General features: G+C 38.4%; 23 protein-coding genes, 1 tRNA gene and 1 pseudogene. 4 read left to right on the forward strand and 21 right to left on the reverse strand.

All coding sequences use genetic code 11. The features are described 5' to 3' along the window. The first annotated feature begins 55 nt into the window (after positions 1-55). A complete protein-coding gene (locus HSP_RS0104255; RefSeq protein ID WP_010128983.1) occupies positions 56-1,921 on the forward strand; it encodes an SLC13 family permease in 1,866 nt (621 codons plus the stop codon). Between the two features lie 80 nt (positions 1,922-2,001). On the opposite strand, the gene HSP_RS0104260 is transcribed toward HSP_RS0104255, so the two are convergent. The 6 genes from HSP_RS0104260 to HSP_RS0104285 form a co-directional block, all read right to left on the reverse strand. Continuing rightward, positions 2,002-5,103 (reverse strand): type I restriction endonuclease subunit R, encoded by a 3,102-nt coding sequence (locus HSP_RS0104260; protein WP_010128984.1) that lies wholly within the window; start codon positions 5,101-5,103, stop codon positions 2,002-2,004. A gap of 17 nt (positions 5,104-5,120) precedes the next feature. Beyond that, positions 5,121-6,479 (reverse strand): AAA family ATPase, encoded by a 1,359-nt coding sequence (locus HSP_RS0104265; protein WP_010128985.1) that lies wholly within the window; start codon positions 6,477-6,479, stop codon positions 5,121-5,123. An 18-nt stretch (positions 6,480-6,497) separates the two neighbouring features. Beyond that, positions 6,498-7,628 carry a restriction endonuclease subunit S gene (locus HSP_RS0104270; RefSeq protein ID WP_010128986.1) on the reverse strand — a complete coding sequence of 377 codons (1,131 nt, stop codon included), beginning with the start codon at positions 7,626-7,628 and terminating at the stop codon, positions 6,498-6,500. A gap of 8 nt (positions 7,629-7,636) precedes the next feature. Then, the gene (locus tag HSP_RS0104275) at positions 7,637-9,184 is read right to left on the reverse strand and encodes a type I restriction-modification system subunit M (protein ID WP_010128987.1); all 1,548 of its coding nucleotides are present in this window, start codon (positions 9,182-9,184) and stop codon (positions 7,637-7,639) included. Between the two features lie 25 nt (positions 9,185-9,209). After that, a complete protein-coding gene (mioC, locus tag HSP_RS0104280; protein WP_010128988.1) occupies positions 9,210-9,656 on the reverse strand; it encodes an FMN-binding protein MioC in 447 nt (148 codons plus the stop codon). Between the two features lie 63 nt (positions 9,657-9,719). Beyond that, a tRNA-Sec gene (locus tag HSP_RS0104285) sits at positions 9,720-9,814 on the reverse strand. A gap of 67 nt (positions 9,815-9,881) precedes the next feature. Here HSP_RS0104285 and selA point away from each other — a divergent pair. Then, complete coding sequence (gene selA / locus HSP_RS0104290; RefSeq protein ID WP_029495153.1) at positions 9,882-11,276, forward strand: L-seryl-tRNA(Sec) selenium transferase; 1,395 nt, start codon at positions 9,882-9,884, stop codon at positions 11,274-11,276. Positions 11,277-11,313: 37 nt separating this feature from the next. On the opposite strand, the gene HSP_RS0104295 is transcribed toward selA, so the two are convergent. Beyond that, entirely contained in the window at positions 11,314-12,264 is a 951-nt protein-coding gene (locus HSP_RS0104295; RefSeq protein ID WP_010128990.1) for a hypothetical protein, read from the reverse strand. Between the two features lie 149 nt (positions 12,265-12,413). On the opposite strand from HSP_RS0104295, the gene epmA reads away from it, so the two are divergent. After that, complete coding sequence (gene epmA, locus HSP_RS0104300) at positions 12,414-13,394, forward strand: elongation factor P--(R)-beta-lysine ligase (RefSeq protein WP_010128992.1); 981 nt, start codon at positions 12,414-12,416, stop codon at positions 13,392-13,394. A 392-nt stretch (positions 13,395-13,786) separates the two neighbouring features. Here epmA and HSP_RS0104305 read toward each other — a convergent pair whose 3' ends face one another. From HSP_RS0104305 to def, 7 genes and pseudogenes are all read right to left on the reverse strand, one after another. Then, on the reverse strand, positions 13,787-14,194 hold the full coding sequence (locus tag HSP_RS0104305) for a hypothetical protein (protein WP_010128993.1): 408 nt from the start codon (positions 14,192-14,194) through the stop codon (positions 13,787-13,789). A gap of 70 nt (positions 14,195-14,264) precedes the next feature. Continuing rightward, positions 14,265-14,948 (reverse strand): hypothetical protein, encoded by a 684-nt coding sequence (locus HSP_RS0104310; RefSeq protein ID WP_010128994.1) that lies wholly within the window; start codon positions 14,946-14,948, stop codon positions 14,265-14,267. 1,095 nt (positions 14,949-16,043) lie between these two features. Then, positions 16,044-16,892 carry a hypothetical protein gene (locus HSP_RS0104315; RefSeq protein WP_010128996.1) on the reverse strand — a complete coding sequence of 283 codons (849 nt, stop codon included), beginning with the start codon at positions 16,890-16,892 and terminating at the stop codon, positions 16,044-16,046. 69 nt (positions 16,893-16,961) lie between these two features. Further along, positions 16,962-17,309: pseudogene (locus HSP_RS11640) on the reverse strand (transposase); the annotation flags it as partial. Beyond that, positions 17,281-17,631 (reverse strand): hypothetical protein, encoded by a 351-nt coding sequence (locus HSP_RS11645; protein ID WP_010128998.1) that lies wholly within the window; start codon positions 17,629-17,631, stop codon positions 17,281-17,283. The gene HSP_RS11645 and the pseudogene HSP_RS11640, both read right to left, overlap by 29 nt. Positions 17,632-17,738: 107 nt before the next feature. Beyond that, the gene (gene rfaD, locus HSP_RS0104330) at positions 17,739-18,668 is read right to left on the reverse strand and encodes an ADP-glyceromanno-heptose 6-epimerase (protein WP_007526146.1); all 930 of its coding nucleotides are present in this window, start codon (positions 18,666-18,668) and stop codon (positions 17,739-17,741) included. A gap of 62 nt (positions 18,669-18,730) precedes the next feature. Then, positions 18,731-19,246, reverse strand: coding sequence for a peptide deformylase (gene def / locus HSP_RS0104335; RefSeq protein ID WP_010128999.1), 516 nt, complete (start codon positions 19,244-19,246; stop codon positions 18,731-18,733). A 94-nt stretch (positions 19,247-19,340) separates the two neighbouring features. On the opposite strand from def, the gene dprA reads away from it, so the two are divergent. Beyond that, on the forward strand, positions 19,341-20,492 hold the full coding sequence (dprA, locus tag HSP_RS0104340; protein WP_010129000.1) for a DNA-processing protein DprA: 1,152 nt from the start codon (positions 19,341-19,343) through the stop codon (positions 20,490-20,492). A gap of 31 nt (positions 20,493-20,523) precedes the next feature. Here dprA and mltC read toward each other — a convergent pair whose 3' ends face one another. The 7 genes from mltC to HSP_RS0104375 form a co-directional block, all read right to left on the reverse strand. Further along, complete coding sequence (mltC, locus tag HSP_RS0104345) at positions 20,524-21,627, reverse strand: membrane-bound lytic murein transglycosylase MltC (protein ID WP_010129001.1); 1,104 nt, start codon at positions 21,625-21,627, stop codon at positions 20,524-20,526. Between the two features lie 11 nt (positions 21,628-21,638). Beyond that, positions 21,639-21,908 (reverse strand): oxidative damage protection protein, encoded by a 270-nt coding sequence (locus HSP_RS0104350; RefSeq protein WP_007526120.1) that lies wholly within the window; start codon positions 21,906-21,908, stop codon positions 21,639-21,641. 2 nt (positions 21,909-21,910) lie between these two features. Then, positions 21,911-23,059 carry an A/G-specific adenine glycosylase gene (gene mutY, locus HSP_RS0104355; protein ID WP_010129002.1) on the reverse strand — a complete coding sequence of 383 codons (1,149 nt, stop codon included), beginning with the start codon at positions 23,057-23,059 and terminating at the stop codon, positions 21,911-21,913. 157 nt (positions 23,060-23,216) lie between these two features. After that, the gene (yedF, locus tag HSP_RS0104360) at positions 23,217-23,486 is read right to left on the reverse strand and encodes a sulfurtransferase-like selenium metabolism protein YedF (RefSeq protein WP_007526126.1); all 270 of its coding nucleotides are present in this window, start codon (positions 23,484-23,486) and stop codon (positions 23,217-23,219) included. Between the two features lie 23 nt (positions 23,487-23,509). After that, entirely contained in the window at positions 23,510-24,715 is a 1,206-nt protein-coding gene (gene yedE / locus HSP_RS0104365; RefSeq protein ID WP_010129004.1) for a selenium metabolism membrane protein YedE/FdhT, read from the reverse strand. A 252-nt stretch (positions 24,716-24,967) separates the two neighbouring features. Beyond that, positions 24,968-25,597 carry a BamJ family beta-barrel-assembly machinery protein gene (gene bamJ / locus HSP_RS0104370; protein WP_010129005.1) on the reverse strand — a complete coding sequence of 210 codons (630 nt, stop codon included), beginning with the start codon at positions 25,595-25,597 and terminating at the stop codon, positions 24,968-24,970. 161 nt (positions 25,598-25,758) lie between these two features. Beyond that, a complete protein-coding gene (locus HSP_RS0104375; protein WP_010129006.1) occupies positions 25,759-26,373 on the reverse strand; it encodes a ComEA family DNA-binding protein in 615 nt (204 codons plus the stop codon). Between the last annotated feature and the right edge of the window lie 248 nt (positions 26,374-26,621).

The raw sequence follows: 26,621 nt of genomic DNA on the forward strand, positions 1-26,621 counted from the left end.
CAACGGCGACAACAAGCGGTATAATTTGCACAATTTTTTGCAAATTGAGGCGTTTATGGAATCTCTTCTCTCTTATCTTCCCAACTTTATGTTACAACCCTTGTTCTGGGTGCTAGCTTGGCTTGGCGTGGCTATTTTTCTCTTTCTTCAAAACAAACTCCGCTTAGATGTGATTGCTCTGATTATTCTCGTGGGTTTCGCCCTCAGTGGTATTTTGACACTTGAAGAAGTGCTTGCCGGCTTTAGTAACCCAAATATGTTGTTATTAGCCCTGTTGTATGTGGTGGGAGAAGCGCTTTCTAGAACGGGTATTGCCTATCAAATCAGCGAACACCTGATGCGGATTGCTGGCGCTAATGAAGCGAAAATTATTATGTTGCTAATGTTTGCTATTACCACCATCGGTTCATTTATGAGCTCTACAGGGATTGTGGCGATTTTCATCCCTGTTGTGGTGGCAATTTGCAGCAGCATGAATATTGCCCCGCGCCGTTTAATGATGTCGTTAAGTATGGCAGGCTTAATTAGTGGGATGACGACCTTAATCGCAACCGTGCCAAACCTTGTGACCCATGCAGAACTGGTCAAAGCCGGCTATGCGGGATTTGAATTCTTTGATTTCGCACCAATCGGCTTTGTTGTGATGGTTGTAGCGATGCTGTATATGCTAATTGCGCGTAACTGGTTAGATAACGGCGAACAAGCCGCAACGTCAACGAGCAAAGAAGAAACGATGTCGAACTTGATTGCCGAATATCATCTAAACGGACGCGCGAAAATGGTTATTCTTACCGAACACTCGCCTTTTATCGGTAAAACGATTGATCAGCTCAAACTACGTTCAGCCTATCACCTTAACATTATTGCCATTCAGCGTTATAAAAATTTCCGCAACATCACGCTAGCGGCTTTTGGCAACGACCAACTACGCAAAAAAGATATTTTATTGATGGATATTGATGTCGATGAAGCACGTTTCACAGAACTTTGCCAAGAGTTCAAACTGCAAATCATCGAATTAAAAGGCGAATATTTCTCTACCCACGCGAAATCTGTGGGAATGGCAGAATTTACCGTGAAACCTGAAACGGAAACTATCGGGCGGACGATTGACAGCCTCAATTTCCGCTCACGCTACGGCTTGAGCGTTGTGGGCATTAAGCGTGATGCACAAATTCTGCAACAAGAATTACTCAAAGAAACGGTGAAATCGGGTGATGTGCTACTTGTGATGGGCGTGTGGCAAAAAATTACTGTGATGGCGCAAAATATGAAAGATCTGATTTTGCTCGACATGCCCAAAGAGAGTAAATTAGCGGCGCCCGCCGCAAGCCAAGCGCCTTATGCACTATTTTCTGTTGCAGTGATGGTGGCATTGATGATGAGCGGAGTCGTACCGAATGTGATTGCAGGTTTTATTGGCTGTTTACTGCTTGGGGCTTTCCGTTGTATTGATATGAAAACCGCCTACAATGCGATTCACTTCCCAAGCATTATTTTGATTATCGGGATGATGCCGTTTTCAATTGCGCTACAAAAAACGGGTGGGGTCGCCATGATGGTGCAAGAGTTTGTCGCCTTAACCGGTGGTGCAAACATCAGCATTTATTGGGTATTGATGGGGCTATTTGCTGCAACCGCGATGGTCGGATTATTCATCTCTAACGGCGCAACGGCGGTATTGATGGCACCATTTGCGATTGAAGTTGCCCGCCAATTAGGGCAATCACCAAGCGCATTTGTAATGGTAGTGGCGATTGCGGCATCCGCTGCATTCATGACGCCATTCTCGCCAGTTAATACGATGGTGGTGGCACTTGGTAACTATCGTTTCAGCGATTTCCTCAAAGTGGGCTTACCGATGACGATTATGACAATGCTCATTACCACGTTCTTGGTGCCTGTCTTATTTCCATTATAATCTCAAAGTGGCTGATTTTAGCAAAAAACTCTAATCGGTTATAATTTAAAACCAGCCGCTTATAATGAGATTAAATTAGGTTAAATAACCTCACCAATCCCAACAAACTTCTCAACAAAGGCAACAATCTTTTGGAAAATACTTTGTTTTTTCGTGAGATATTGCGGATTAAGTGGACTCATTTTCGGTAGAGCTTCATTTAAATCCGTACCTTGTTCACTGGCGTATCCGCGTTTTAAGGATACGTTAATATAACGCTTCGCGGCATTAATATTCAGGCCTTCATTGCTAATTAATTCTTCAGCTTCCTTCTGTTGCTCTTTTTGAGCAAATTGGAAGAAGGATTCAATAATACCGGCTTTATCGACAATGCTATCTAAGTCAGTTTGATTGATAAAATCGACGATTAAACTTTCTTTGGCTCGATTACCTAGACTCGCTCTGATTGTGGTTCGAATTTCATCAATCAGTTCAGCTTTATTTTTCATTTTTTTGTTGTGTTCAAAAATCAATTCTAAGATGTAATCTAGATTGATTTCTTGGGATTTTAATAAATCCACTTCAAATACCACATCATCCCAATCAATGGTCGATTTTGCTTTTTCCTCGCCATCTTTTTGACGACGTAGCCAATCCCGAATATCGTTGTAAGTTGAACGGTAATTTTGAATGCTACGTTCGCTTGGCATATCAATAGGTTGCATTTCAGCAAAAGCTTCATCCGTTAAATAATATTTTTCTTTAAAGGCTTCAACAGCTTTTGCATCACTGGTATCGAGCGATTGAAATGCTTGTAAAGCAGCGAACTCATCATAGTTTTGCAGAATATTTTCAACTCGCAAATATTCACCAAATAATTTTACAAAGTCTTTCTTGTCTTTTTCCGTTTGAATTACATCTGGATCCGGGAAGCGTTCTTGCAATTCAGCAATAACCTCTAAATACCCGCGACGGGCGACACCTGCATCGGTAAAACCTTCCATATATTCTTGGTAACTTTTTTCTAATACGATATTGCGCGTATTAGATTTACCGAAAAGGGTAATCGCATCAATGGTATCTTGTTCTAAATCACGGAAAGTAACGATATTGCCAAAACTTTTGGTGCTGTTGTAAATGCGGTTTGTACGAGAATAAGCTTGAATCAAACCATGGTAACGCAAGTTTTTATCCACAAATAACGTGTTTAAGGTTGGGGCATCAAAACCAGTTAAAAACATTCCAACGACAATCAGTAAATCCACTTCTTTGTTTTTAACGCGTTTGGCGAGATCACGATAGTAGTTTTGGAACGATTTCGCATCCACATCATAATTGGTGGCAAAATAACCGTTGTAATCATCAATGGCAGATTTTAAAAATTCCTTAGCCGAGGAGTTCATCGCCTCCACTTCAAAACTTTCATCAACAATATCTCCAATCGCATCTTGCTCTTCATTCGCGGCAAATGAAAAGATTGTTGCAATTTTAAGTGAATTTTTGACCGTACTTTGTAACTGTTTAAAAGTTTGATAATAAGCTTTGGCTGCATCCACGCTACTTACTGCAAACATGGCATTAAAGGCATTGTTACCAGCATTAAAGCGATGGGTCTTTTGTTTGAAATTATCTAGAACATATTGGGCAATTTGCTCAATACGTTTAGGTTGTAAAAAGGCTTGTTTTTTCTCGAGTTTTGTTAGCTCTTCAAGATTCTTTTCAGTTTCAATGCTCTTAAATTGTGGCCGTACATCATTGTAATCCACTTTAAATTTCAGCACTTTTTCGTCACGAATCGCATCGGTGATAATATAAGAGTGGAGTGGGCTTCCAAATACACTTTTTGTTGTATCCTTACCTAATGCGTTTTCTGGGAAAATCGGTGTACCAGTAAACCCAAATTGATAGTATTTTTTGAATTTTCTCGTGAGATTTTTTTGCGCTTCACCAAATTGAGAACGATGACATTCATCAAAGATAAAAACGACCTGTTTATCGTAAATCGGTAATTTATCTTCTGATTTCATTAGATTATTGAGTTTTTGAATGGTGGTAACAATGATCTTATTATCGTCTTTTTCGATATTGCGTTTTAGCCCTGCCGTACTTTCCGAACCATTCACACTATCGGGTGAAAAACGTTGGTATTCTTTCATAGTTTGATAGTCCAAATCTTTTCTATCTACTACGAAGAATACTTTTTCAATAAAGTCTAATTCCGTTGCAAGGCGTGCGGCTTTAAAGCTGGTAAGCGTTTTGCCTGAGCCTGTAGTGTGCCAAATGTAGCCACCACTGTCTGTATTGCTCCAATTTTTCGCCAGATATGAACTTTTAATTTTCCATAAAATACGCTCGGTAGCGGCAATTTGATATGGGCGCATAATCAATAGAGTGTCAGAAACATCAAATACACAGTAATTCACCAACACATTGAGTAGGGTATGTTTTTGTAGGAATGTCGCCGTAAAATCCTTTAAATCTTTAATCAGAGTATTTTTTGCCGTTGCCCAATTCATTGTGAAGTCGTAGCTGTTCTTATCGCGTTTGGTGGTATTGGCAAAATAACGGGTATCCGTGCCATTAGAAATGACAAAAATCTGAATATATTTAAAGAGAGAATTTTCTTTATTGAAACTTTCTTTGCTATAGCGGTGAATTTGATTAAAGGCTTCACGAATAGCCACACCGCGTTTTTTCAGTTCGATGTGCACAAGTGGTAAACCATTAACCAAAATTGTCACATCATAACGATTATCATAGCTGCCGGTTTGTTCAAATTGATTGATAACTTGCACGGCGTTATTGGCAAGATTTTTCTTATCTAGCAGATAGATATTCTGAATTCGCCCATTATCAAATACAAAATCATAAATATAGTCATCATGAATTTTGCGGGTTTTCTCAATCAAACTATCGCTCGGTTTATCCAAATATTCCTCTAAAAAACGTTGCCATTCCGCATCGGAGAAAACTACGTTATTTAAGAGTTGTAATTGTGCCCGTAAATTTTTAACCAATGCATCATGATTATTGAGACCTTGTAAATAATCATAGCCTTGTGCCTGTAAATCACAAATAAATTCACGCTCAAGGCTCCCTTCTGTTTGATAACCAGCATTGGGTTCTTCCATAACAAACTTTTTGTATTGATCTAAAACGATAAAATTATTGGATTCAGCGATGATGGTGGAGTAGTTGATCATAGGTTTTCCTTATCTATTTAATCCTTACCAAGTTTAATAAATTTACTTCTAAAATTATATTTTGTATTTATATGTTCGACTAAACCTTTAAGAACGCGTTTGTCATTATCTGAAATGAGTATAGTTTCTTCTCCTGAATGTTTTGAATGACTTGATAGGTTAACTATACGATTCATATATGGGTCTGGTCCACTTCTATCTTGAGGAAGCATATCTTTCATTTCTTGGTATCCAAGAAATGTAGCAAGTTTTTCTAGAATGTTTCTAATTAAATTAAAATGATACTTTTCTACTTCACATTCTTTTATTTCTTTTTCTTTAAATAAGGATAGTGTAAATTTATCTCCAACATAATTTTTTCTAATATAAAAAAGACTGCTCATTGTTCGATTGCTAATCAATCTATAAAATTCAGATAGTTCATTATCATTCAATGCATCTTTTTTTAGTATGGTTTCTACTTTGTTTTTATATCCATGTTTTATTTCTTTTAGAAACTCCTGAATTTGTATTTCCTGCTTAAATATGCTTTCAAGTTTATCTATTAAGTGAACTTGATATGCAAAAGGTGAATCATTACTTTGACTACATAAATTGTGATTATTGTCTTCCATTTTTTCTAATCTAAACTTTCTACATCCTTTTTTTAAGTTCCTAAATTCGTTACATAGAATATTATAGAATAGAGGATTATGAGTCGTGATAATGAACTTTAGATCTGACTCACTCTCTTTAATCAGGCAGGATATATTAACAGCTAGTTCAATTAAATGATTTTCATCTAAGGAGCTCACAGGGTCATCAATAAATATATATTTTAGATTATTAAAGTCTTGAGTCTCTCGTTGTGTTGGTTCAACAATATTAAGAACGGATATTATTTGTTCAAAGAGACTGTAAAAAATACTCCAAATAAAGCAACTTTCTTCCCCTTTAGAAATTTTAATATTATCTTCTTTTACATCATTTCCTCTTTCAAATGAAAAAGTAACCTGAGAGTAGTTTTCATTGAATTTAGGAGTGAGTTTATCATTTGTGTAGCGTTGAAAATTACTAATAATATTATTTTCTTGACCTTGAACTCTTAAAATCCAGTCAGTAAATTGATTTGGTTGTATGTTTAGGGTGCGGGTAGAATCTTTCTCTAAATCATTATTCCAGAAAAATAAATCTTCTGTAAATGCACTAAAATAAATTATTTTCTTATCTTTAAAGCCAAGACTAATATCTTCTTCATTTTTAGGTGATATTAAGTTTTGAAATTCTTTTGATAATCTAGTCTTACCAGAACCATTAAATGCATAAATCAGGTTAACTTTTGAAGTTGAGTGTTTTTCTGTTAATTCCTTTGCAATATCTTCTAATTTTTTACTCATATTATAATTTTCCTTTTTTTAGAAATTTAAGAGAAGCTCTCTGTAATACTCATACCGCTTTTGGCTTTGTTGAATCGCCAAAGGTAAGCCTTCAGTGATGGAATGGGTTAAAGTTTCAAATTTATCTAGTATTGAAGCAATACTCTGTTGTTCTGAAAATGAGGGAACTGGAATGCGTAGATCCTCGATCATTGGTTTCGTTAGTTGAGGAATACCACTTTCAGGAACTTTATAATTTTTTTCAATCATTTTCATAAAATGGTATGCATATTTTAAATTTAATTCAATTTTTGGCGTTAATACAAGCAATCTCACAATTGGATAGAATGGTTCTTCACGATAACTTGTCCAACCAATTGTTCCTCTAGCTGAAATTGTTAAGCTAGGTTTATTAATTTTTGCTTTATTTGTCCAACCATATAAAGATTTATTACCAGTGCCGTTTGATAAAATAGGAATATTGAATTCTTGAGTTTTATGTTGTGAATAAAATTCCTTAGGAACATCCCCCCCTGCAAAGATATTAAAAATATTTTTTAAACATTTCCACTCAAATCCAACCTTCCCAAGCTCTTCCTCACTTAATAATTTCTCCCGATAGTATTCATACTGCTTCCGGCGTAGTGTAAGCTCGCTGGTAAGCTCGCTGGTAAGCTCGCTGGTAAGCGCTGTCAATGCGTCCAAAATTTTTACGATTTCGGTTTGGACAGGGAGTGGGGGGATGGGAATTGGAATTTGTTGTAGTTTAGCTTTTGTTAATTTTGCACGTTCCTTTCCAGCTAAGAATGGAATGAAATTCATATTAGTTAAATAATGGTATAAAAAACGATTATTTAATTTTTCTTTGCCATTCACTACATGAACGTGGTTATTTGCCCAAAATTTACCTACAGCCCACTGGATAGAGTAATTTTCTAGACTAGCAGAACCATCTTCAGCAATTAATACAAATTCGCCATCGTGAGTATATCCCTCAACATAATCCTGGATATTATTTGCGCCATAATATGGAATGTTTCCTGATATTCGTAAGGATGATTTGACAGGTTTTCTTGCATTATTAGCGATGTTAGCAACTTCATCTAAGGGCATCCACTTCACCTCAGCCCCATCCAATAATTTTTCTAAAAAAGTGCGGTTGTTTTTCATAGTATTTTTTACCCCTCAATCTCCGCCACAATCTTATCAATCTCGGCACGCAAGCGGTCGATATTGGCAACGGTTTGCTTAATTTCTGCGTTGAGTTTATCAATATCAATGACTTCTCGGGTGTCTTTTTGTTCTACATAAGAACTCACCGCAAGGTTGTATTCCTTGTTAACGATTTCTTCAAAGGACACGGATTTGGCTAAATGCGGCACATCTTCTTTATCGGCAAACAGTTTGAGAATTTGCTCAATATGTTCCTCTTCCAAAATATTGTTATTGGTGGCGGATTTAAATAAACCGCTGGCATTGATAAATTGCGTTTGAGTATTGGGTTTATGTTTGGAAAGCACCAAAATATTTACCGCAATACTCGTGCCGAAAAAGAGATTTGGCGCAAGCGCAATTACCGTTTCCACATAGTTATTATCCACCAAGTATTGACGAATTTTTTGTTCCGCACCGCCGCGGTAAAAAATGCCGGGGAAGGAGACAATCGCTGCGCGGCCTTTTGCAGAAAGATAGCTTAACGCATGCAAAATAAAGGCAAAGTCTGCTTTCGATTTTGGTGCAAGCACACCGGCAGGGGCGAAGCGTTCATCGTTAATTAGCGTTGGATCGTCTGAGCCAATCCATTTCACGGAGTAAGGCGGGTTAGAAACGATAGCATCGAAGGGTTTATCATCGCCGAATTGCGGATTCATTAAGGTGTTGCCAAGGGCGATATCAAACTTGTCGTAGTTGATGTTATGCAAAAACATATTCATACGGGCAAGGTTGTAAGTGGTGTGATTAATTTCCTGCCCAAAGAATCCTTCTTCAATGATGTGTTCATCAAATTGTTTTTTAGCTTGTAACAATAAAGAACCGGAGCCGGCTGCTGGGTCGTAAATTTTATTGACCTTGTCTTGTCCATACAAAGCCAGTCGAGCAATCAGCTTGGAAACGCATTGTGGCGTAAAGAACTCACCACCCGATTTACCGGCATTAGCAGCATAGTTGGAAATTAAAAATTCGTAAGCATCACCGAATAAATCAATATGATTATCTTCAAAGTCACCAAAATCTAACTCAGCAACGCCTTTTAATACATCGGCTAGGCGGCTGTTTTTATCGGCAACTGTATTACCCAAGCGGCTGCTAGTGGTATCAAAATCGGCAAATAAACCTTTGATATCCTGTTCGGAAGGGTAGCCAGTAGCGGAGTTTTCGATAGCTGTAAAAATGTTTTTTAGGTCTGTATTTAAATTCGGATTAGTGTTGGCTGTTGCCACGACATTTTTAAATAATTGGCTTGGGTAAATAAAATAGCCTTTTGCTTTGATGGTGTCTTCTTTGATCGCTGCAATAATAGGGTCGTCATCATTAAAAGTAGAATAATCAACGCTATCATCTCCACCTTCAATGTAGTTGGCAAAATTTTCGCTGATAAAACGATAGAAAAGCGTACCTAAAACATATTGTTTAAAATCCCAACCATCGACAGAACCGCGGACATCATTAGCGATTTGCCAAATGCGGCGTTGAAGTTCTGCGCGTTGTTGAATTGCTGCTGCCATAAAATCCTCTTATTTCTTAAATTAACTATTCCAATCCCGCTAAGAAACTAGGCAGCCAAGCTTCTGCAGTCGCATCATGGTCAAAATTATTCACCACATCAATGCGTTCTGATTCGCATACTTGCTGCGCGCCTTTTGCTTTTAGCCCATTTTCAGCAATCACAACTGCGCCACAGAAAGTATCATAATCACTGCTGCCCAACCCAACTACACCAAATCGCATCGCAGATAAATCGACATCACTATTCGCTAAGGTATTAAACAAGGGTTGAATGTTTTCTGGTAACTCGCCTGCACCGTGCGTGCTTGTGACCACAATTAACGCAGATTGGTTTTGAATATCGGCTAATGTAGCTTGATTAAACAGAGAAACTTGAAAACCTTGTTCGGTTAAACAATGTTCGAGATGGTCAGCAACATATTCGGCACCGCCTAAGGTGCTGCCAGTAATAATACAGATAGATTGGGTCATGTTTCCCCCTATATCGGTCAATTTTGAAAATAAAAAACCCCGCATAATGCGAGGCTTGGAATTTGGCGGAGGGGAATGGGAGTCGAACCCACCCAAGAACGCTGGCGTCCTTAACAGGATTTGAAGTCCTGCCACCTCACCGGAGATGACGCCCCTCCGTGGAAAATGTGGCAGTATTGTACTTTATTTATTAAAATTGTCCAAAATTTCTTTTATGAGTTAAATATGCAATCTCTTTTCCGTCAAGTTCCTTCTATTGATAAACTTCTCCGCCATCCGCAAGCGGTCGAATTTTTACAACAATTTGCACATACTGCAGTAGTCGATGCCTTGCGCACGTTATTAACTGAAGCACGCAGCTTCATTCAACAGCAACGCCAACTGCCCGACTATTTAGCCAATGAATCCACCCTATTTGCGGCGCTGCATGAACGTTTAAACCAAACGCATCAACCCAATATGCACCCCGTGTTTAACCTCACTGGCACCGTGTTGCATACAAATTTAGGGCGGAGTTTATGGTCTGAAAAAGCAATTGAAGCAGCAAGCGATGCCATGCGTCATAATGTTGCGCTAGAGTTCGACTTAGCAGAGGGCAGCCGTTCGCATCGCGATAATTATATTAGTGCCTTAATGCAACGTTTAGTCGGGGTCGAAGCCGCTTGCGTGGTAAATAACAACGCAGCTGCGGTGTTATTGATGTTAGCGACTTTTGCCGCTGGTAAAGAAGTGATTGTTTCACGTGGGGAACTCGTAGAAATCGGCGGGGCATTTCGTATTCCAGACATTATGAAACAAGCGGGTTGTACTTTGGTAGAAGTCGGCACCACTAATCGCACCCATCTGAAAGATTATCGCCAAGCGATCACAGAAAACACTGCATTTTTGATGAAGGTACATACCAGTAATTATCATATTGAAGGTTTTACCAGCAGCGTTAGTGAGGCTGAATTAGTTGAACTTGGGAAAGAATTCGGCTTACCTGTTATCAGCGATTTAGGCAGTGGTTCTCTCACTGATATGCAAGCCCTTGGCTTACCAGCAGAGCCAATGGTTCAAGAGAAAGTGGTAGCCGGTGTCGATTTAGTTTCCTTTTCTGGCGACAAACTTTTAGGCGGCCCACAAGCGGGCATTATTGTGGGGAAAAAGGCACTCATTGACCAGTTGCAAGCGCATCCACTCAAACGTGTATTACGCTGCGATAAAGTGATTCTTTCAGCGCTAGAAGCCACCTTGCAAAGCTATCTCACCCCAGAAAAATTAACACAAACCTTGCCAACCTTAGCGCTCTTAACTCAATCTGTTGAAGCGCTCACGCAAAAGGCGGAACAGTTGCGTGCCGTACTTTGCAAGCGGTTAGATTCACGCTATGAATTGCAAATCGAACCAAGCCTTGCGCAAATTGGTAGCGGTGCGTTGCCGAGTGAGAGATTGCCTTCTGTCGCGCTAACTATCAGTGCAGACTCTCAAGCAGATTTACTGGCACTAGAAAATCAATTTAAGCAACTTCCAAATCCAATAATTGGTCGCTTTGCTCAACAGAAATTCTGGTTAGATTTAAGATCCGTTGCGCAATTTGAGTCATTATTGGCAATGTTAGAAACCGCAGAACTAAAATAAAAATAGGGCGTGCAATGCACGCCCTATTTTTGCTAAATTAGAAAATCGCTTCAATTCGAACAAAGGTACGGATGTAATGACTATAATCGTTATCTCTATCGTTGTAGAAGCTGATTTCTGGTTTAATAAAGAGCCAATCTTTATAAATCGGCTGACGATAAGTCACAAATGGCCCCCAGCTATTCAGTTTAGAGTGATTACGGTCTAAACGCCCGCCAACATACAACCCGTAGTTAAAGGTTTTCATATTGCCAAAATCGTGTTGACGATAAAGGCTATTCCCCCAATAACGGCGCTCATCTTTCTTGCGGTTTGTATATTCAAAATAGCTATGATTCATGATGAAGGTGGTTTCGCCATCAATGAATTTATTTTCTAAATTGGTGCGCAAGTAGTGCTGGCTTTTATGCCCGTAACGATAAATTTGCTCTAAACGGGTGCTGTATATATCATTCCATGCCCAAATTTTACTGACACGCAAACGACCAAAAATATCCCCACGCGAACGGATACCGCCATCTAAATCGCTTTCAATCCCATATTTAGCAATTTCTCGAGACCAACGTAAACCGATAGAAGCACTGTCGTTACGAGCTTCTTTGCTATTGTAATATTTCTCACGCTCTAAATTTCGGTAGTTCCCCCCTACATGACCTTTATCGCCTTCTCGGTTCTCTATATCTTCATCCCCGAATACCACGCTCAGGCGTTTTTTCAGCACGGGTAATTTAATTTTCCCACGAACACGCGGTTTCACAGAAAATCCGTTGTGTTTATCCCACTCAGAATCCGCCATGACACGTAATGATGCTTTTGCAGGTTTATTTGGGTCGGTTTCGCCTAACCAATCGTTAATGCCATTTGACCAACTATGCAATTTATTTTGCACATTTTGATGTTGTTTATCCACCCAGTTGGTATCTTCAGCCAGTACATTAGCACTAACCGCCACACCAAGCGCGGTGATAATAAGAGAAGATGTTTTCATAGCCAATTCCTTTGATTTACAACTTTCCCATCATAATAAAGCAAAAAGCGGTTAGATTTCATTAGGAATTTGCAAATTTTACCGAGATACATAGAGAACAAGGCATAGTTGCGCTATGATAGCGCATCATTTTTTCATTTAGATTCATTATGCAACTAGATTTAACACAAATTGATTGGAAGCCAACCGCTTCTATCGATAACTTACTTAAACGCGCAGAAATCATGCGCCAAATTCGCCAATTTTTTACCGATCGTGGCGTATTAGAAGTTGAAACACCGGTTTTAAGCGAGTTTTCGGTGACCGACATTCATCTTTCGACCTTCAGCACACAATTTTTAGCACCTTTCGCTAGTGAAGCAAAAACACTACATCTGATGACTAGCCCAGAATATCATATGAAACGCTTATTAGCGGCGGGATCAGGGGCAATCTTTCAGTTGTGCAAAGTCTTCCGTAATGAAGAGGCTGGCCATCGCCATAATCCTGAATTCACGATGCTAGAGTGGTATCGTCCTTATTTTGATATGTATCGTTTAATCAATGAAGTGGACGACTTACTGCAACAAATTTTAGATTGCCCACCAGCAGAATCTTTTAGTTATCAATTTGTCTTCCAAACCCATGTTGGTATCGACCCACTCTCTGCCACTAAAGCTCAGCTTGTGGAAAAAGCGCGTAAACATGGCTTGCAATGTGAAGATGATGAAATGCGTGATACCTTGTTGCAATTTCTCTTTAGCGAAGTCGTAGAGCCAAACATTGGTAAAGCTTGCCCAATAGCCGTTTATCACTTCCCTTCCACTCAAGCGGCATTGGCACAAGTGAGTTCAGAAGATCACCGTGTTGCCGAGCGCTTTGAGTTCTATTATCAAGGATTAGAACTGGCTAACGGCTTCCATGAATTAAGTGATGCACAAGAACAAATGCGCCGATTTAACGCTGATAATTTAGAACGGGAAAAAATGGGCTTGCCACAACAACAACTCGATAGCCGTTTTCTGGCAGCATTAAACGCAGGCTTGCCAAATTGCTCAGGCGTCGCACTAGGTGTGGATCGCTTGATTATGTTAGCCCTTGGAGCAAAAAGTATTGAAGAAGTGATCTCATTTGGTATCGATCACGCATAAACACAAGCGGTCTAATTTGCAAAATTTTTCGGTATTATGTAGCAGTTGCATAAAGAGCTAAAAATCATCTTACCTGCAGTAAAAATCAATGCCCTTAGCTCAATAAGGGCGTTTTCCTTTTCTCAATTTAACCGATTTTCCTAAACATATCTTCTATTTCCCTTATTACAGCCGTAGCTCATCCGCTCACCCTTGTTTCACGAATTGATGACTAATGCCAAAGGTGATACACAGTTGGGCATAGGAATACCTAATAACTTACCCAAGTTGCTAGTATTTTCATAAATATAATCGTCAAAATTATTCATTGTTGACTTCTTAAATATCAATCTTTTTAAAATCATAATAAACTTGATCAAATAAATTATTTAAATCTTCTTTCTTTAATAAACTCATTTATTCATACCTATTAAATATTTAAGCTCTTTAACTACTCCTTGAATCTCATGAATATTTATCTCACAAGAAAAAACTCTATTTATTTGATTTTTATGATATGTAAAGAATGGAGCATCAACAATCTTCCATGTTAAATAGGTCTTATCATTATACATATAAATATATATATAATAATCATCAAAAGAATCACCTAACTTCAGTCTATACCTATACAAATCTTCCCCTAAAGAATGAATATAATTAAATAAATTTAACTCATCAAACTCTTTAAGATTAATGTCCAACTCAAATAAGTGCTCCAACTTAAACATAAAATTATTAATAAAACTTATAATATAAGTATAATCATCTAGCGTTCCTATAGGGTTGTTTTTTATAAATAATCTTAAAGGAACTAACATATTATCTTTCTTATTAAGATCAACCTCTATTCCAAATGAAGAAATATTTCCTAGTATAATAACAACCTCCTCAAGACCAATAAAAAACCAACACAGTTTGCTTTGAAATTAAACATATATATATATATTCAAAAAGTTCATAATTTCTCTCTGTTAATGAATAAATGTAATTTTTATTTTTATTCCACTTATAATAAGATGTAATAAGTAACTTTTTATAATAAATCGGCTTCTCATTGCTTTTTAAAAGATAACTTTCTTCATAGTCTGGATCTAGATTCTCTAAAAACAGATTGAAGTTGAAATCTGAAACGTTATGAAATCCAATTATCGTGGAATCATCTAAAAGTAATAAATTACTAATAGCCACCGAACTTTCTGATTCATCTAACGACTCAATAAAGGAATTATAAAAGAAATAATCACTCTTATTTTCTAGCAATAGACAAAACACTGGAATAAAATCAACATTTGCTCTTATACATTTTCTACTCATGCATTTTTTTATCATTTCCTTTAATTTTGTTTTGTTTTTTAGTATAAAGCTAGCAGAAATATTTTTTAAAACAAAAGCTATTGATATTATTGAGATATACTCTTGAGAGTTAGATAATAAAGACAATAGTTCGATAGAATAATCATTATCTATGCTTTCGATTTCTAATAAAACATTAACTGCCCTCCCCCAATCTTCGGAGTTGTATTCTAATTTGCCGCTCAATATATCTTTAATTATTTCTTCGTATATTTTCATATTATTTTAACTCCTTCAATATTATATTTACTTTATCTAAAGCATCTTGCTCAATTCTGATTCTTTCCTTATGTCCAGAATCTAAACCACCTCTAAATTTATTTTTCTCTAATTTTCTTACTTTTATACTATTTTCTAATATTGTTTTAATCTCTAACAGTTCGTCTTTATTGTATCCGATGGAATTTACTTTTTGCTGTCAGGAGTTTCCATTCATATGAATTCTGCCATTATTTGTAACCGATGATCTAATATCAGCTACATTCGTATTTAAATCACCGCATTTAGCATTATGCATCGGGCTTTTAGTGTGCTATCTCTATCAGGTTTGGATTGGCGATGATAGAAGAAAGTGCTTCGAGTTAATTGTCCCACTACTAGCAATACTAAAGAAAATGGATTGAAAGATACTATGTTTAAATTCAGGAGAGTAAAGTCTTTTGTGGCGTAATACCGCTAATCGACCTGAATATTTGTATTGTGCAATCCAACATCTAACTGTTTTTGTCGCTAAGCTGAAATACTTCAATGTGAAAGCAAGGTTTTCGTGATGTTCGAAATAGAAATTCACGACTTGTTGTTTGAAAAGTTGATTGTATTTAGTCATAAAAAAATCTGTACCGCAAAGCCCCTGTTTTCAATAATCCACGCCCATTTAATCCCGTTTTTTCCCACCAAATCCCATATTCTTTTGTTTTCTTTGTTTTGGTGGTTTTTAACACAAATTGTATGCTAGTGATAAAACGATCTATTAAAGAAGCCCTAGTTTTAAGGTTTTAATACGGTTTAATTTATACACAGCATACTTTTTGAAGCACCTCCACGTTGCTCATAGAAACCATCGCCCAGGCGTTGTTGAGTTTTGCTGAAAATAACTTTCTAGTAATGTTTGTTCATCATTATTGATTAAAATACAAGCGGCATGATTCTAGATGAAATTTGCAAATTTCTTGGTAAATCGTATCGCTTGGCAAGTACACTGGTGTTTCAAATTGTATATTGGTGATAAAATGACCTATTAAAGTTCACCGAATATTAAGGCTTTAATACAGATTACTTTATGCAAAGCATACTTTTGGGAACACTTCCCTCATACTAAAAATCCTTCGCATATATCATAAAATCAAACTCATCTTCGTTTATTGAAAAAATATGTGCGGCATAGTGATCTATTGCTTCTGCAGGATTTATTAATTGCTTGATACTAAATACATCTGCATTTTGAATAACATATACATTTCTTTCATTATTATGTGATGACACAAATAATTGAAAGCCACTTTCACTCCAATCATCATTGGCTCTAGTATCTAATAAACAACGTAACTCAAAATACTTTTTATCGTTAAATACTTCATCTTGGTAACTTTGTCTAAATAAATGTTTGAACTTTTCCTCTAAAAACTCCGTGTATTTAGGCAAAGATTTTCCAGACTCATCTTCAAATCCCTTTATTAAAGTATGTAATGGCCTTAATAAAAGAGATGGAAGATTTGTTTTCTCAACAGACGTATACGTCTCCACAGAACTCCAATTTTCACTATAAAAGAACCAAGAATTTAGTAATTCTATAGGAATATAGTAATGCCCTATAGTTTCTTTTATAGAATAAGAATAAGGATCATAACTAATATAATAAGCCATATTATTGATAATAATCCCAAACTTTGTACTATCCCCTATTACAGGAATAGGATTCCTATCAATAGCATAAAAAAACTCTCCTTTAGTTAAATATTGATAAGTTAATGGTTGATATTTACTAAAATTATTTACCAACATATGATAAATATTATTTTTAATTAAATTAAACCCATCATATTTAACACTAACATTCTTGGTCAATTTAAGAAAATTTATTGAATGAAAATCAATCTCAGCAAAATTTGCTTCAAAATATATTTCTTTATGTTTATTTTTCAATTCTTCTCTATTAAAAAACATTTTTAATCCTTATTTTTGTAAGATTTTATTACATCATTAACAATTGATCTGCCCCAAAAAGTTAGACTGTTATTTAAAGGACTGCTTTCGATATTGTATCGGACTCAGTCCTTTTAATTTTAATTGGATTCGTTCTTCATTATAGTACCGCACATAATCATTGATAACCTTTTCCAGTTCATCAATGCTAGTAAACGAGTTTCCGTGAAAACACTCTGTTTTCATTCGCCCAAAAAAGCTTTCCATTGCCGCATTATCCAAACAATTCCCTTTTCGCGACATACTTTGAGAAATCCTATTTTTCGCTAATAGGCGTTTATAGCTAGGCATTTGATAATGGATTCCTTGGTCTGAATGTAATATCAAATTCGCATTTCTCGGCAATTTTTTAACCGCTTGTAACAGCATTTCTTGCACTAACTAAAATCCCGTTGTAACAGGTTCGGCGCAATTTTGCCTTGTTCACCTTTATATGAAATATATTCGAGTTAATTGTCCCACTACTAGCAATACCAAAGAGGATAGATTGAAAGATACTATGTTTAAATTCAGGAGAGTAAAGTCTTTTACGGTGTAATACCGCTAATCTATTAGTGCCTGAATATTTGTATTGTGCAATCCAACATCTAACGATTTTTGCCGCTAAGCTGAAATGCTTCAATGTGAAAGCAAGGTTTTCGTGATGTTCGAAATAGAAATTCACAACTTGTTGTTTGAAAAGTTGATTGTATTTAGTCATAAAAAAATCTGCACCTTAATCAGTTAGAAGGTTAGTCTAACTTTTGGGGTGCAGATCAATTTGCAAAATTTTTTACAAATTAGACCGCTTGTTAATTAACGAAACGATTAAGCTCTATTTAACCATGCCATATACTCAGCGGTACCTTCTGCAACCGTTTTAAAGGTTCCTTGATAACCCGCTGCACGCAATGCTGTTAAATCCGCTTGGGTAAAGGTTTGATAGCGAGATTTTAAATGCGCTGGGAATGGAATTGTCTCAATTTCCCCTTTTCCATGGAATTTAATCACCGCTTCTGCTACAGCTTTGAACGATTCAGCTTTACCTGTACCAAGGTTATAAATGCCAGAAATGCCATTTTGCCACGCCCAAATGTTAACTTTTGCAACATCTTCCACATACACAAAATCACGCAAGAACTCTTCTGAACCTTCAAATAATTTTGGATTTTCGCCTTTTAACATTTGATTGTTAAGGTGGAATGCCACGCTTGCCATTGAGCCTTTATGCTGTTCACGCGGGCCATAAACGTTGAAGTATTTAAAGCCACAAACTGGAGAGTCTGCCTCTGGTAAAACTTTACGCACATATTCATCAAATAAGAATTTTGAGTAACCGTAAGCATTCAGTGGGCCTTCAAATTCACGTTTTTCAATAAAGTTATCTGAACGACCGCCATAAGTTGCCGCACTTGATGCATAGAAGAACGGAATTTGGCGATCTAAGCAGAAATGCAACAACTCTTTAGAATACTCATAATTATTGTGCATTAAGTATTTACCATCCCATTCTGTGGTTGCTGAGCAAGCACCTTCGTGGAATACCGCATCAATATCGCCAAAATCATCTCCTGCAATAATTGAAGCGATGAAATCTTCTTTATCGCAATAGTCTGCAATATCTAAATCAACTAAATTGATGAATTTTTCCCCGTTTTTGAGGTTGTCCACCACTAAAATATCTTTACGACCTAGTTCATTTAATGCTTTAACGATGTTGCTGCCAATCATCCCAAAGCCGCCTGTTACGATAATCATACGTTTTCCTTATATTGATAGAATTTGAGGGTATTATCAGTTTATCGGAGTTAGTTTGCAAACTACTTCGCTGCTCTCGCAAGTTGCTTTTTGAGCTTTTGCATTTTTTCTTTAATACGTTGGCGTTTTAGGGCTGAAATATGATCAACGAATAACACGCCATTGAGGTGATCAATTTCATGTTGAATACAAATTGCAAACAAACCATCTGCATCGTAAATCACTTCTTCGCCCTGGCGATTAAGCGCTTTCACTTTCACTTTCTCTTTGCGAGGCACTAATGCTCGGTGACCCGGAATAGACAAACAACCTTCTTCAATGCCCGTTTCACCACTGCTTTCTAAAATTTCTGGATTGATTAACACCACTTGATTGGTTTTATCGCCTTCAATGTCAATCGTAATCACCCGATTTAGCACGCCCACTTGTGGCGCAGCAAGCCCGATGCCTTCATGTTCATACATGGTTTCAAACATATCATCGATAAATTGATTTAATTCTGCATCCACTTTCGCAACAGGTTCACACACCGTTGCTAATTTTTCATCTGGGTATAATACAACCTCTAATACTGCCATTTTTTGTGATCTCACTCGAAAATTTTTAATAATTTAATTGGTTATTTTAGCGGTTTTCTTATGATTAGGGAAACATTACTGCGTCTATCATCTTATGAACCATTTAGTCTCTTTATTAAAACTCCTCCAAGTGCCACAAATTGGCGCACAACGTATTGCACGCCTGATGAGTGAAGTTGATTTTGCTGAATTCTGCCAATTCGATAAAACCCAACTTCGACAAATTGGCTGGAATGAAAAACAAATTCAGCGTTGGCTTCAGCCAGATATGCGTTGGATTGAAACCGCCCTCAACTGGCAAGAAGCACACCCTAAACATCATATTCTGACCTTATTTGATGATACCTACCCTTTTTTACTCCACCAAATTAACACTGCCCCGCCAGTGCTATTTGTTAAAGGCTCCATAGAAAGTTTATCTCTGCCACAAATTGCGATTGTTGGCAGCCGAGACTACTCTCACTATGGCGAATACTGGGCTGGAACTTTCACGTCCGAATTAGTAAAAAATGGCTTAGCGGTGACTAGCGGTTTGGCGATTGGCATTGATGGATTTTGCCACCAACGCGCGGTGGCAGAAAATGGTGTAACAATTGCCGTACTGGGTTCTGGCTTGAATCAGGTTTATCCAGCTCGTCATAAAAAACTCGCCGAACAAATCGTAGATTGTGGTAGTGCATTAGTGTCAGAATTCTTTCCCAACCAACCCCCTGTCGCGGAAAATTTTCCGCGCCGTAATCGTATTATCAGCGGGCTTTCGCTTGGCACGCTAGTGGTGGAAGCCACTATCAATAGCGGTTCGCTGATTACTGCACGCTACGCGCTAGAGCAAGGTCGAGAGGTGTTTGCCTTACCAAATACCGCGCAAAATCCCTATTCTGCAGGGTGCCATAAGTTGATTCGAGAAGGGGCGCTACTGACTGAATCGATTGAAGATATTTTGCAAGCGATACAATACCAACTTCAGCCGTTTCCAACCGTACAACCTACGTTGTTTGAGCATGAACAAGCGGTCGATTTTCTGCCAAAATCTGCAAAAAGCGTAACACCACCAATTGCAAAAAATTTGCCAGAAATGACCGCTTGTCAGCAGCAAATTTTCCAACAGATTGGGCTTGAACCAATATCCATTGATGATATTGCCAAAGCCTGCAATTTAGAGGTTTCTATGTTATTAGTAGAAATGTTGAATTTAGAATTACTGGGTGTAGTGAAATCAGTAACAGGCGGCTATGTGCGGGTATGAAAAAGGCAGGTTTCCCTGCCTTGATGAACAATTAACGAATGCTTACGTATTTCTCACGCGCTTTTGATACTTTATTTAAGTAGTTTCGCGCCTGCGCAGATGGGTGCGCGGTGGTGAGAATTCGATACACCGCATCCGGCGAAAGATCGTTAATGCGGTCGATTGCGGAGTATTTATCATAATCAAATACTTTCAACACTGCGCCTGCTCCACTGTTATAAGCAGAAATCATCGCATAACGTCTAGAAACCGGATCAGAAATCCCGTCTAAGTATTCATCACGCAAAATGGTGAGATACATCGTTCCCGCATCAATGTTACTTTCTGGGTGGTAAAGATACTCGCGATCTGGCTGACCACCTAACCCTTTACGGGCGAAAATATCACGACCAGCTGTACGTGGTACCACCTGCATTAAACCAATTGCGTTAGCATAACTCACCGCATACGGGTTGAACGCGGATTCGACTTCCATAATCCCTAAAATCAACGCAGGTTCAATACCATAACGTTTTGACATTTTACGCACTAATGGTAAATATTGACGTGCACGCACCTCAATATGTCCCGCCACCATTTTGATGTTCACATAGGTCGCAGTACGTCCATTTTTTAAGCGACGTGTTTGTGCATTCTGTAAAAGATAGGTTGCGAAATCATTCGCTATTGCAATGTTGGTAATATCTCTACCAAATTGATCTTGTACCTGTCCGCGTAAGAATGGGTTTTGGCTAATTGGAGTATCACCAGAAGCAAATAAGTCAATCCCTTTCGGGTCAGAACCCATCAATAAGGTATGAATGATTGCATTACGCAAGCGGTTTTGGTCAGCAAGCGTTTCAATGGTAATCGCCCCCTCTTCAAAAGAGATATGGCTACGCGTGTAGAATTGGTCAGTATATTTTACGTAATCCTTTTTACTTGCCACCAATAACTCATTGCTTCCCCAAATATCATCAATATTATGAGAAAACTGTCCGGTTAGAATATCTAAGCCGTTAGTATCTTTGGTGTCGTAACTACGTGTTTTTTTGCCGGTGGTACGTTTTTTGGTACCTTTTTTTCCACTACTAGAACAAGAAGCTAAAAACGGAATAATTAACAATAAAGAGAGATATTTTGCATACTTTTTCATCGGACACTCTCTTATTCAACCGGTTTATAGCCATCAATTACGACTTCTTTTCCTTCGAATAAGAAGTTAACCATTTCTGATTCTAATAATTTACGATGCTCTGGATTCATCATATTTAATTTTTTCTCATTCACTAACATGGTTTGCTTTTTAATCCATTCGCCCCATGCTTGTTTGCTAATAGAATCGAAAATGCGTTTACCCAATTCGCCCGGGTATAATTGAAAATCTAAGCCTTCTGCTTCTTGTTTTAAATATTCACAAAATACGGTGCGTGCCATGTTTAATCCTTTTTCTGCTCACTTAAAGTTAAAGTGCGTGTAAATTCGTCTAATATGCGCTTAACTGGGGTCGCTAACCCTATCTGATTGGCATTATTCAGATCATACCAATAATTAGCCTTTGAAGATACTAATTCGCCGAAAAAACCCTGCTTTTCTAAGCCTGCAAGCGGTAAAGTTTCGTCAATTTTTTGCCAATCCAGTTCATATAAAATAGGCGTAATATCTAAATGAAAATGCGTAAACGTGTGTCGAAATGCATTTAACGTCTGCAATTTTGGTAAATTTTCGCTAGAAACAGACCGCTTGAGTTCCGCTAAAGTTTCAAATTGTGGAAAGACATACAAACCGCCCCACAAGCCTGTTGCTTCACGACGTTCTAGCAAAATTCGGTTGCCTGCTTTGACAATCAAAAAGTAGGTTTGTTTTTCTGGCATCACCTTTTTTGGTTTTTTCGCAGGATAATCTGCCCATGCGTTTAGACGATTCGCTTCACACTGGTTTTCTAGCGGGCAAAGGGTGCATTTTGGCTTACTTCTAGTGCAAATCATGGCCCCTAAATCCATCATTGCCTGATTAAAATCCCCCGTTTGACTATTCGGGGTGACTTGCGCACTTAACGTCCATAAACGATTTTCCACCGTTTTTTCGCCAGCCCAACCTGCAACGGCAAAATAGCGTGAAAGCACGCGCTTCACATTGCCATCTAAAATAGGATAAGGGGCATTTAACACAGAAGAAAGCACTGCGCCCGCCGTACTTCTCCCAACACCAGAAAGGGCCAGCACCTCATCAAATGCTGTCGGAAATTCACCGTCAAAACGATCTCGAATTTGTTGTGCAGCCTTATACAAATTACGCGCGCGAGCATAGTAGCCCAAGCCCGTCCATAAATGTAGCACTTCATCTAACTCAGCATTGGCTAAATCGACCACCGTTGGAAAACGTGCGATAAAACGTTCAAAATAGGGAATCACCGTCGCTACTTGCGTTTGTTGCAACATCACTTCTGAAAGCCAGACTTTATACAGCGTTTTCTGCTGTTGCCACGGTAAATGCTTGCGCCCATATTGCACAAACCAGTCTAAAACAGCTGCGGCAAAAGGCGATTCAGAAGAAGATTGGGCAAGAGGAAAATCAGCGGTTTTCATAATTCTTTGGCAATGAAAAAGTGCTAAGTATAAAGGAAATTTCTTTGTAAAACCTCAAGAGAAATTGACCGCTTGAAGAGAAATCGCCTTTCTTTCATTCAAATGCGAAAAAGCCGCCTATTTTCAATCAATAGGCGGCTTTCGTTTTTACAAGCGGTTATTTTTGGATTAAATAACGCAAAATGGTGCCATCTTGTTCTACGCTTAATAAGGTGTAGCCGTGATTTTTAGCATCCACAGGAATGTTGTTAATTGATTGGGCGCAGTCGCTCAACACTTCTAAAATTTCGCCCGATTTTAAAGTCGGCATCGTTTCAAGGGTGGCAATTGCTGGGTAAGGACAAGGCTCGCCAAGCATATCCAACGTGTAAGTTGGGGTAATTTCACTTGGGTCTTTGTCTTTTTTCTCAATGACGATAAATGCCATAGTTAACTCCTTCTATTGTTAAATTATGCCGTAACTAAACGGGCTTTTGCTTTTTGAATGAAACGTTTTTCCCACCATACGATAAACACTAGGCAGGCAATCATTAAGCCGTAGTTGATAAGCAAGCCGCTAATTGGGCCGAATGATTTGAGTAAGTTAATTTTTTCATAATCGAGCGCTAAAACTGGCGCTAAATCATCCCACCAATATGCCAGTAAGGTTGAGCCAACCACGTTGCCAACCCCCACCCACATAAAGTGAACTTGTCCTTCCATCGCGCGGTACATCCAGCCTGTTTCACAACCGCCGGCTAACACAATACCAAAGCCGAATAATAAACCACCAATGATCGCATTTGGGCCTGCCCACATAATTTTCGGGTTCATGCCGAGTTGAATGTAGCTGAACACGCAGAGTGTGCCGATAAGCATGCCGTAAATAATCGCTTTGCCCATATAAGCACGACCGGTTGCCCAAAGATCACGGAAAGCCGAGGTAAAACAAATTTGTGCACGTTCAATCAACAAACCAAAACCAAGCCCGCACAACATAGCAAAACCGAGCTTAATACTGACCGCTTGCATCACATAAATTGAAGCAATTGCCCAAGCAAAGAAAATCACCATGCCAATTCGGAAGCGGCGTTTCGCTTGGTTTGGGTCACTTTGTTTGACTTGCCCCGCCCCTTTTTTCAATTTAAGCGGAGGGCGGAACATTGGGAGCAAAGTGAATTTCACCCCAGCATATGAGCCGATAGCGGTAGTGATGGTAAAAAACCACGCATGTAATGAGAATTGAGGAATTCCAGTAAAGAGTGAAGCAAGGTTACAGCCCATCGCTAAACGTGCCCCAAAACCGGCTAATGCCCCGCCTACAAGCGCTTGCACAATACGAATACGGTTTTGTGGCATACGAATACCGATGTTATTTGCCCATAAGGCTGCCGCGATACAACCCGCGAACATGCCTAAAATCATCAAGCCATCAATACGAGAGAAAATGGTGCCCTCTAAGCTGATAATTTTGTAGTAGCCCCATTCTTCAGTATTAACACCAAGCGATTGCAAAATTTCGCCACCCCAGCGGGTGAATTCACCAGTAACCGCCCAATAAGTGCCCGTTAAGCCAAAGTAATATGCCGATAAAATCCCTGCTGCAATAACTGCCGCCGTTGGGTTCCAAAATTTAATTAAATAATCTTGTTTGAATTGTTGCCAAATTTCTAACATTCCTTAAGTCCTTAAGCGAAGATAAAAAGGCAAGCGGTATAACGATGAAAAAATAGAATTGAGTTGAGAAAAGTCAATTGGATTTGCTCACTTCCTATACACAAACTTGCGATATACGAATTGTCAAAAGACGTTGGGATTTTAACGACAAGCCAAAAATTGTCAACGAGAAAAAAACAACAAGCGGTTATTTTTCAAAAAGATTTTGCTAAATCTCAAGAAAGATAACCGCTTGTAGGTAGACTATTTAGATTACAGGATATCTAATAATTCCACTTCAAACACTAATGTTGCAAATGGTGGAATTGATGCACCCGCACCGCGTTCACCGTAAGCCAGATTGTGTGGAATGGTTAAGCGCCATTTTGAACCCACTGGCATTAGTTGTAACGCCTCCGTCCAACCTTTAATCACACCACCGACTGGGAATTCTGCTGGAGTGCCACGTTTTACTGAGCTATCAAATACAGTACCGTCAATTAAAGAACCTGTGTAATGTACACGCACTGTGCTTTCTGCGGTTGGTTTTGCGCCGTTACCTTCGGTTAAGATCTCATATTGAAGACCAGAGTCCGTCACGATCACGCCTGTTGCCTTTTTATTTTCTTCTAAGAAAGCTTGGTTTTCTGCTTCTAATGCTTTGAATGCTTCTGCTTGTGCTGCTTCTGCACGTTGACCTAACTCTTGTAATGCTTTAGTCACTTCGTTAATGTCGATTGCTGGTGGGTTATTGTTTAACACATCAAAAATACCGCGTGCAACCGCTTCCGCTTCAACCTCCATACCGCTGCCAGCTAATTGCTGACCAATTTGTAAACCAATTCCGTAGCCACCTTTTGCTTCTACGCTGTCTAATGCTACTGCATTGAAATCTAATGCCATTTTATGTTCCTTTTTGTTGTATTAGTTGAAAGACTCGGCTGATATGAGGCTTAAAAATAAAAACTCAATGCCAAAATGTAAAAAAGCGGTCAAATTTAGCAGAAACTTTGCAAATTTCTGCGAAAAATGAACCGCTTGAGAGGCTTTATCTCGTTTTTAACTTAGAAAGTTAAATATGGCGCAATTTTTTCAACCGTCGCATCGCCGATGCCTGAGATTTTAGATAACTCTTCTGCCGATTTAATTTTGCCAACTTTATTACGATATTCTACGATTGCTTTTGCTTTCGCTTCACCAATACTGCTTAATGATTGTAAGGTTTTTTCATCTGCTTTATTGATGTTCACTTTAGAAGATGCTTTTACTTTAGTCGCTGCATTTTCTGTTTTTTGCGCTGCTGTCGCTTTGGTTGCAGTGACTTTTTCAGCTGCTTGTGCTTTAGTTGCCGCTACTTTTTCTGTCGCTTGAGCTTTAGTTGCTGTCACTTTGTCAGTCACTTGTGCTTTTGCCGCGCTCGCTTTTTCAGTGACGTTTGCTTGTGCTGCTGTCACTTTTTCTGTTCCTGCGGTTTTCACTGCGCTGACATTTTCTTTCACGCTGCTCACTTTGCTATTAACTGCAGAGGTTGCACTCGCTTTTTGGCTTGAAATTTCGTTGTTAATTGATGTTTTCGCGGATTCTTTTAATGCACCTACTGCATCAGTTGTTTGCGCAAATGCAGAAGATGAAAATGCGACTGCCATGCCTAAAGCAAGAAGAGATTTGAATGTTTTCATTTTAAATTCCTTATGTAGGGTTGAAATAGAGTATGCAAGCATTATCAGCAACATAATGCTCAATGAAAAAACTGCATGATAAGACTGGCAAGCCCAAATGAAGTTCCCACCCACACCTTAATCGCCGTTTTTTTGTGCAGTGATATTATCACTATTTTGTGATCGCGTTCCCAAATTTACGTTTTGCCGCTCGACAAGCGGTCAGATTTTTGGCAAAACTTACCATTATGTAATGAACAACAGGAAAC

Origin of the sequence: Haemophilus sputorum CCUG 13788 (assembly GCF_000238795.1) — a bacterium.
GTDB lineage: Bacteria > Pseudomonadota > Gammaproteobacteria > Enterobacterales > Pasteurellaceae > Haemophilus_A > Haemophilus_A sputorum.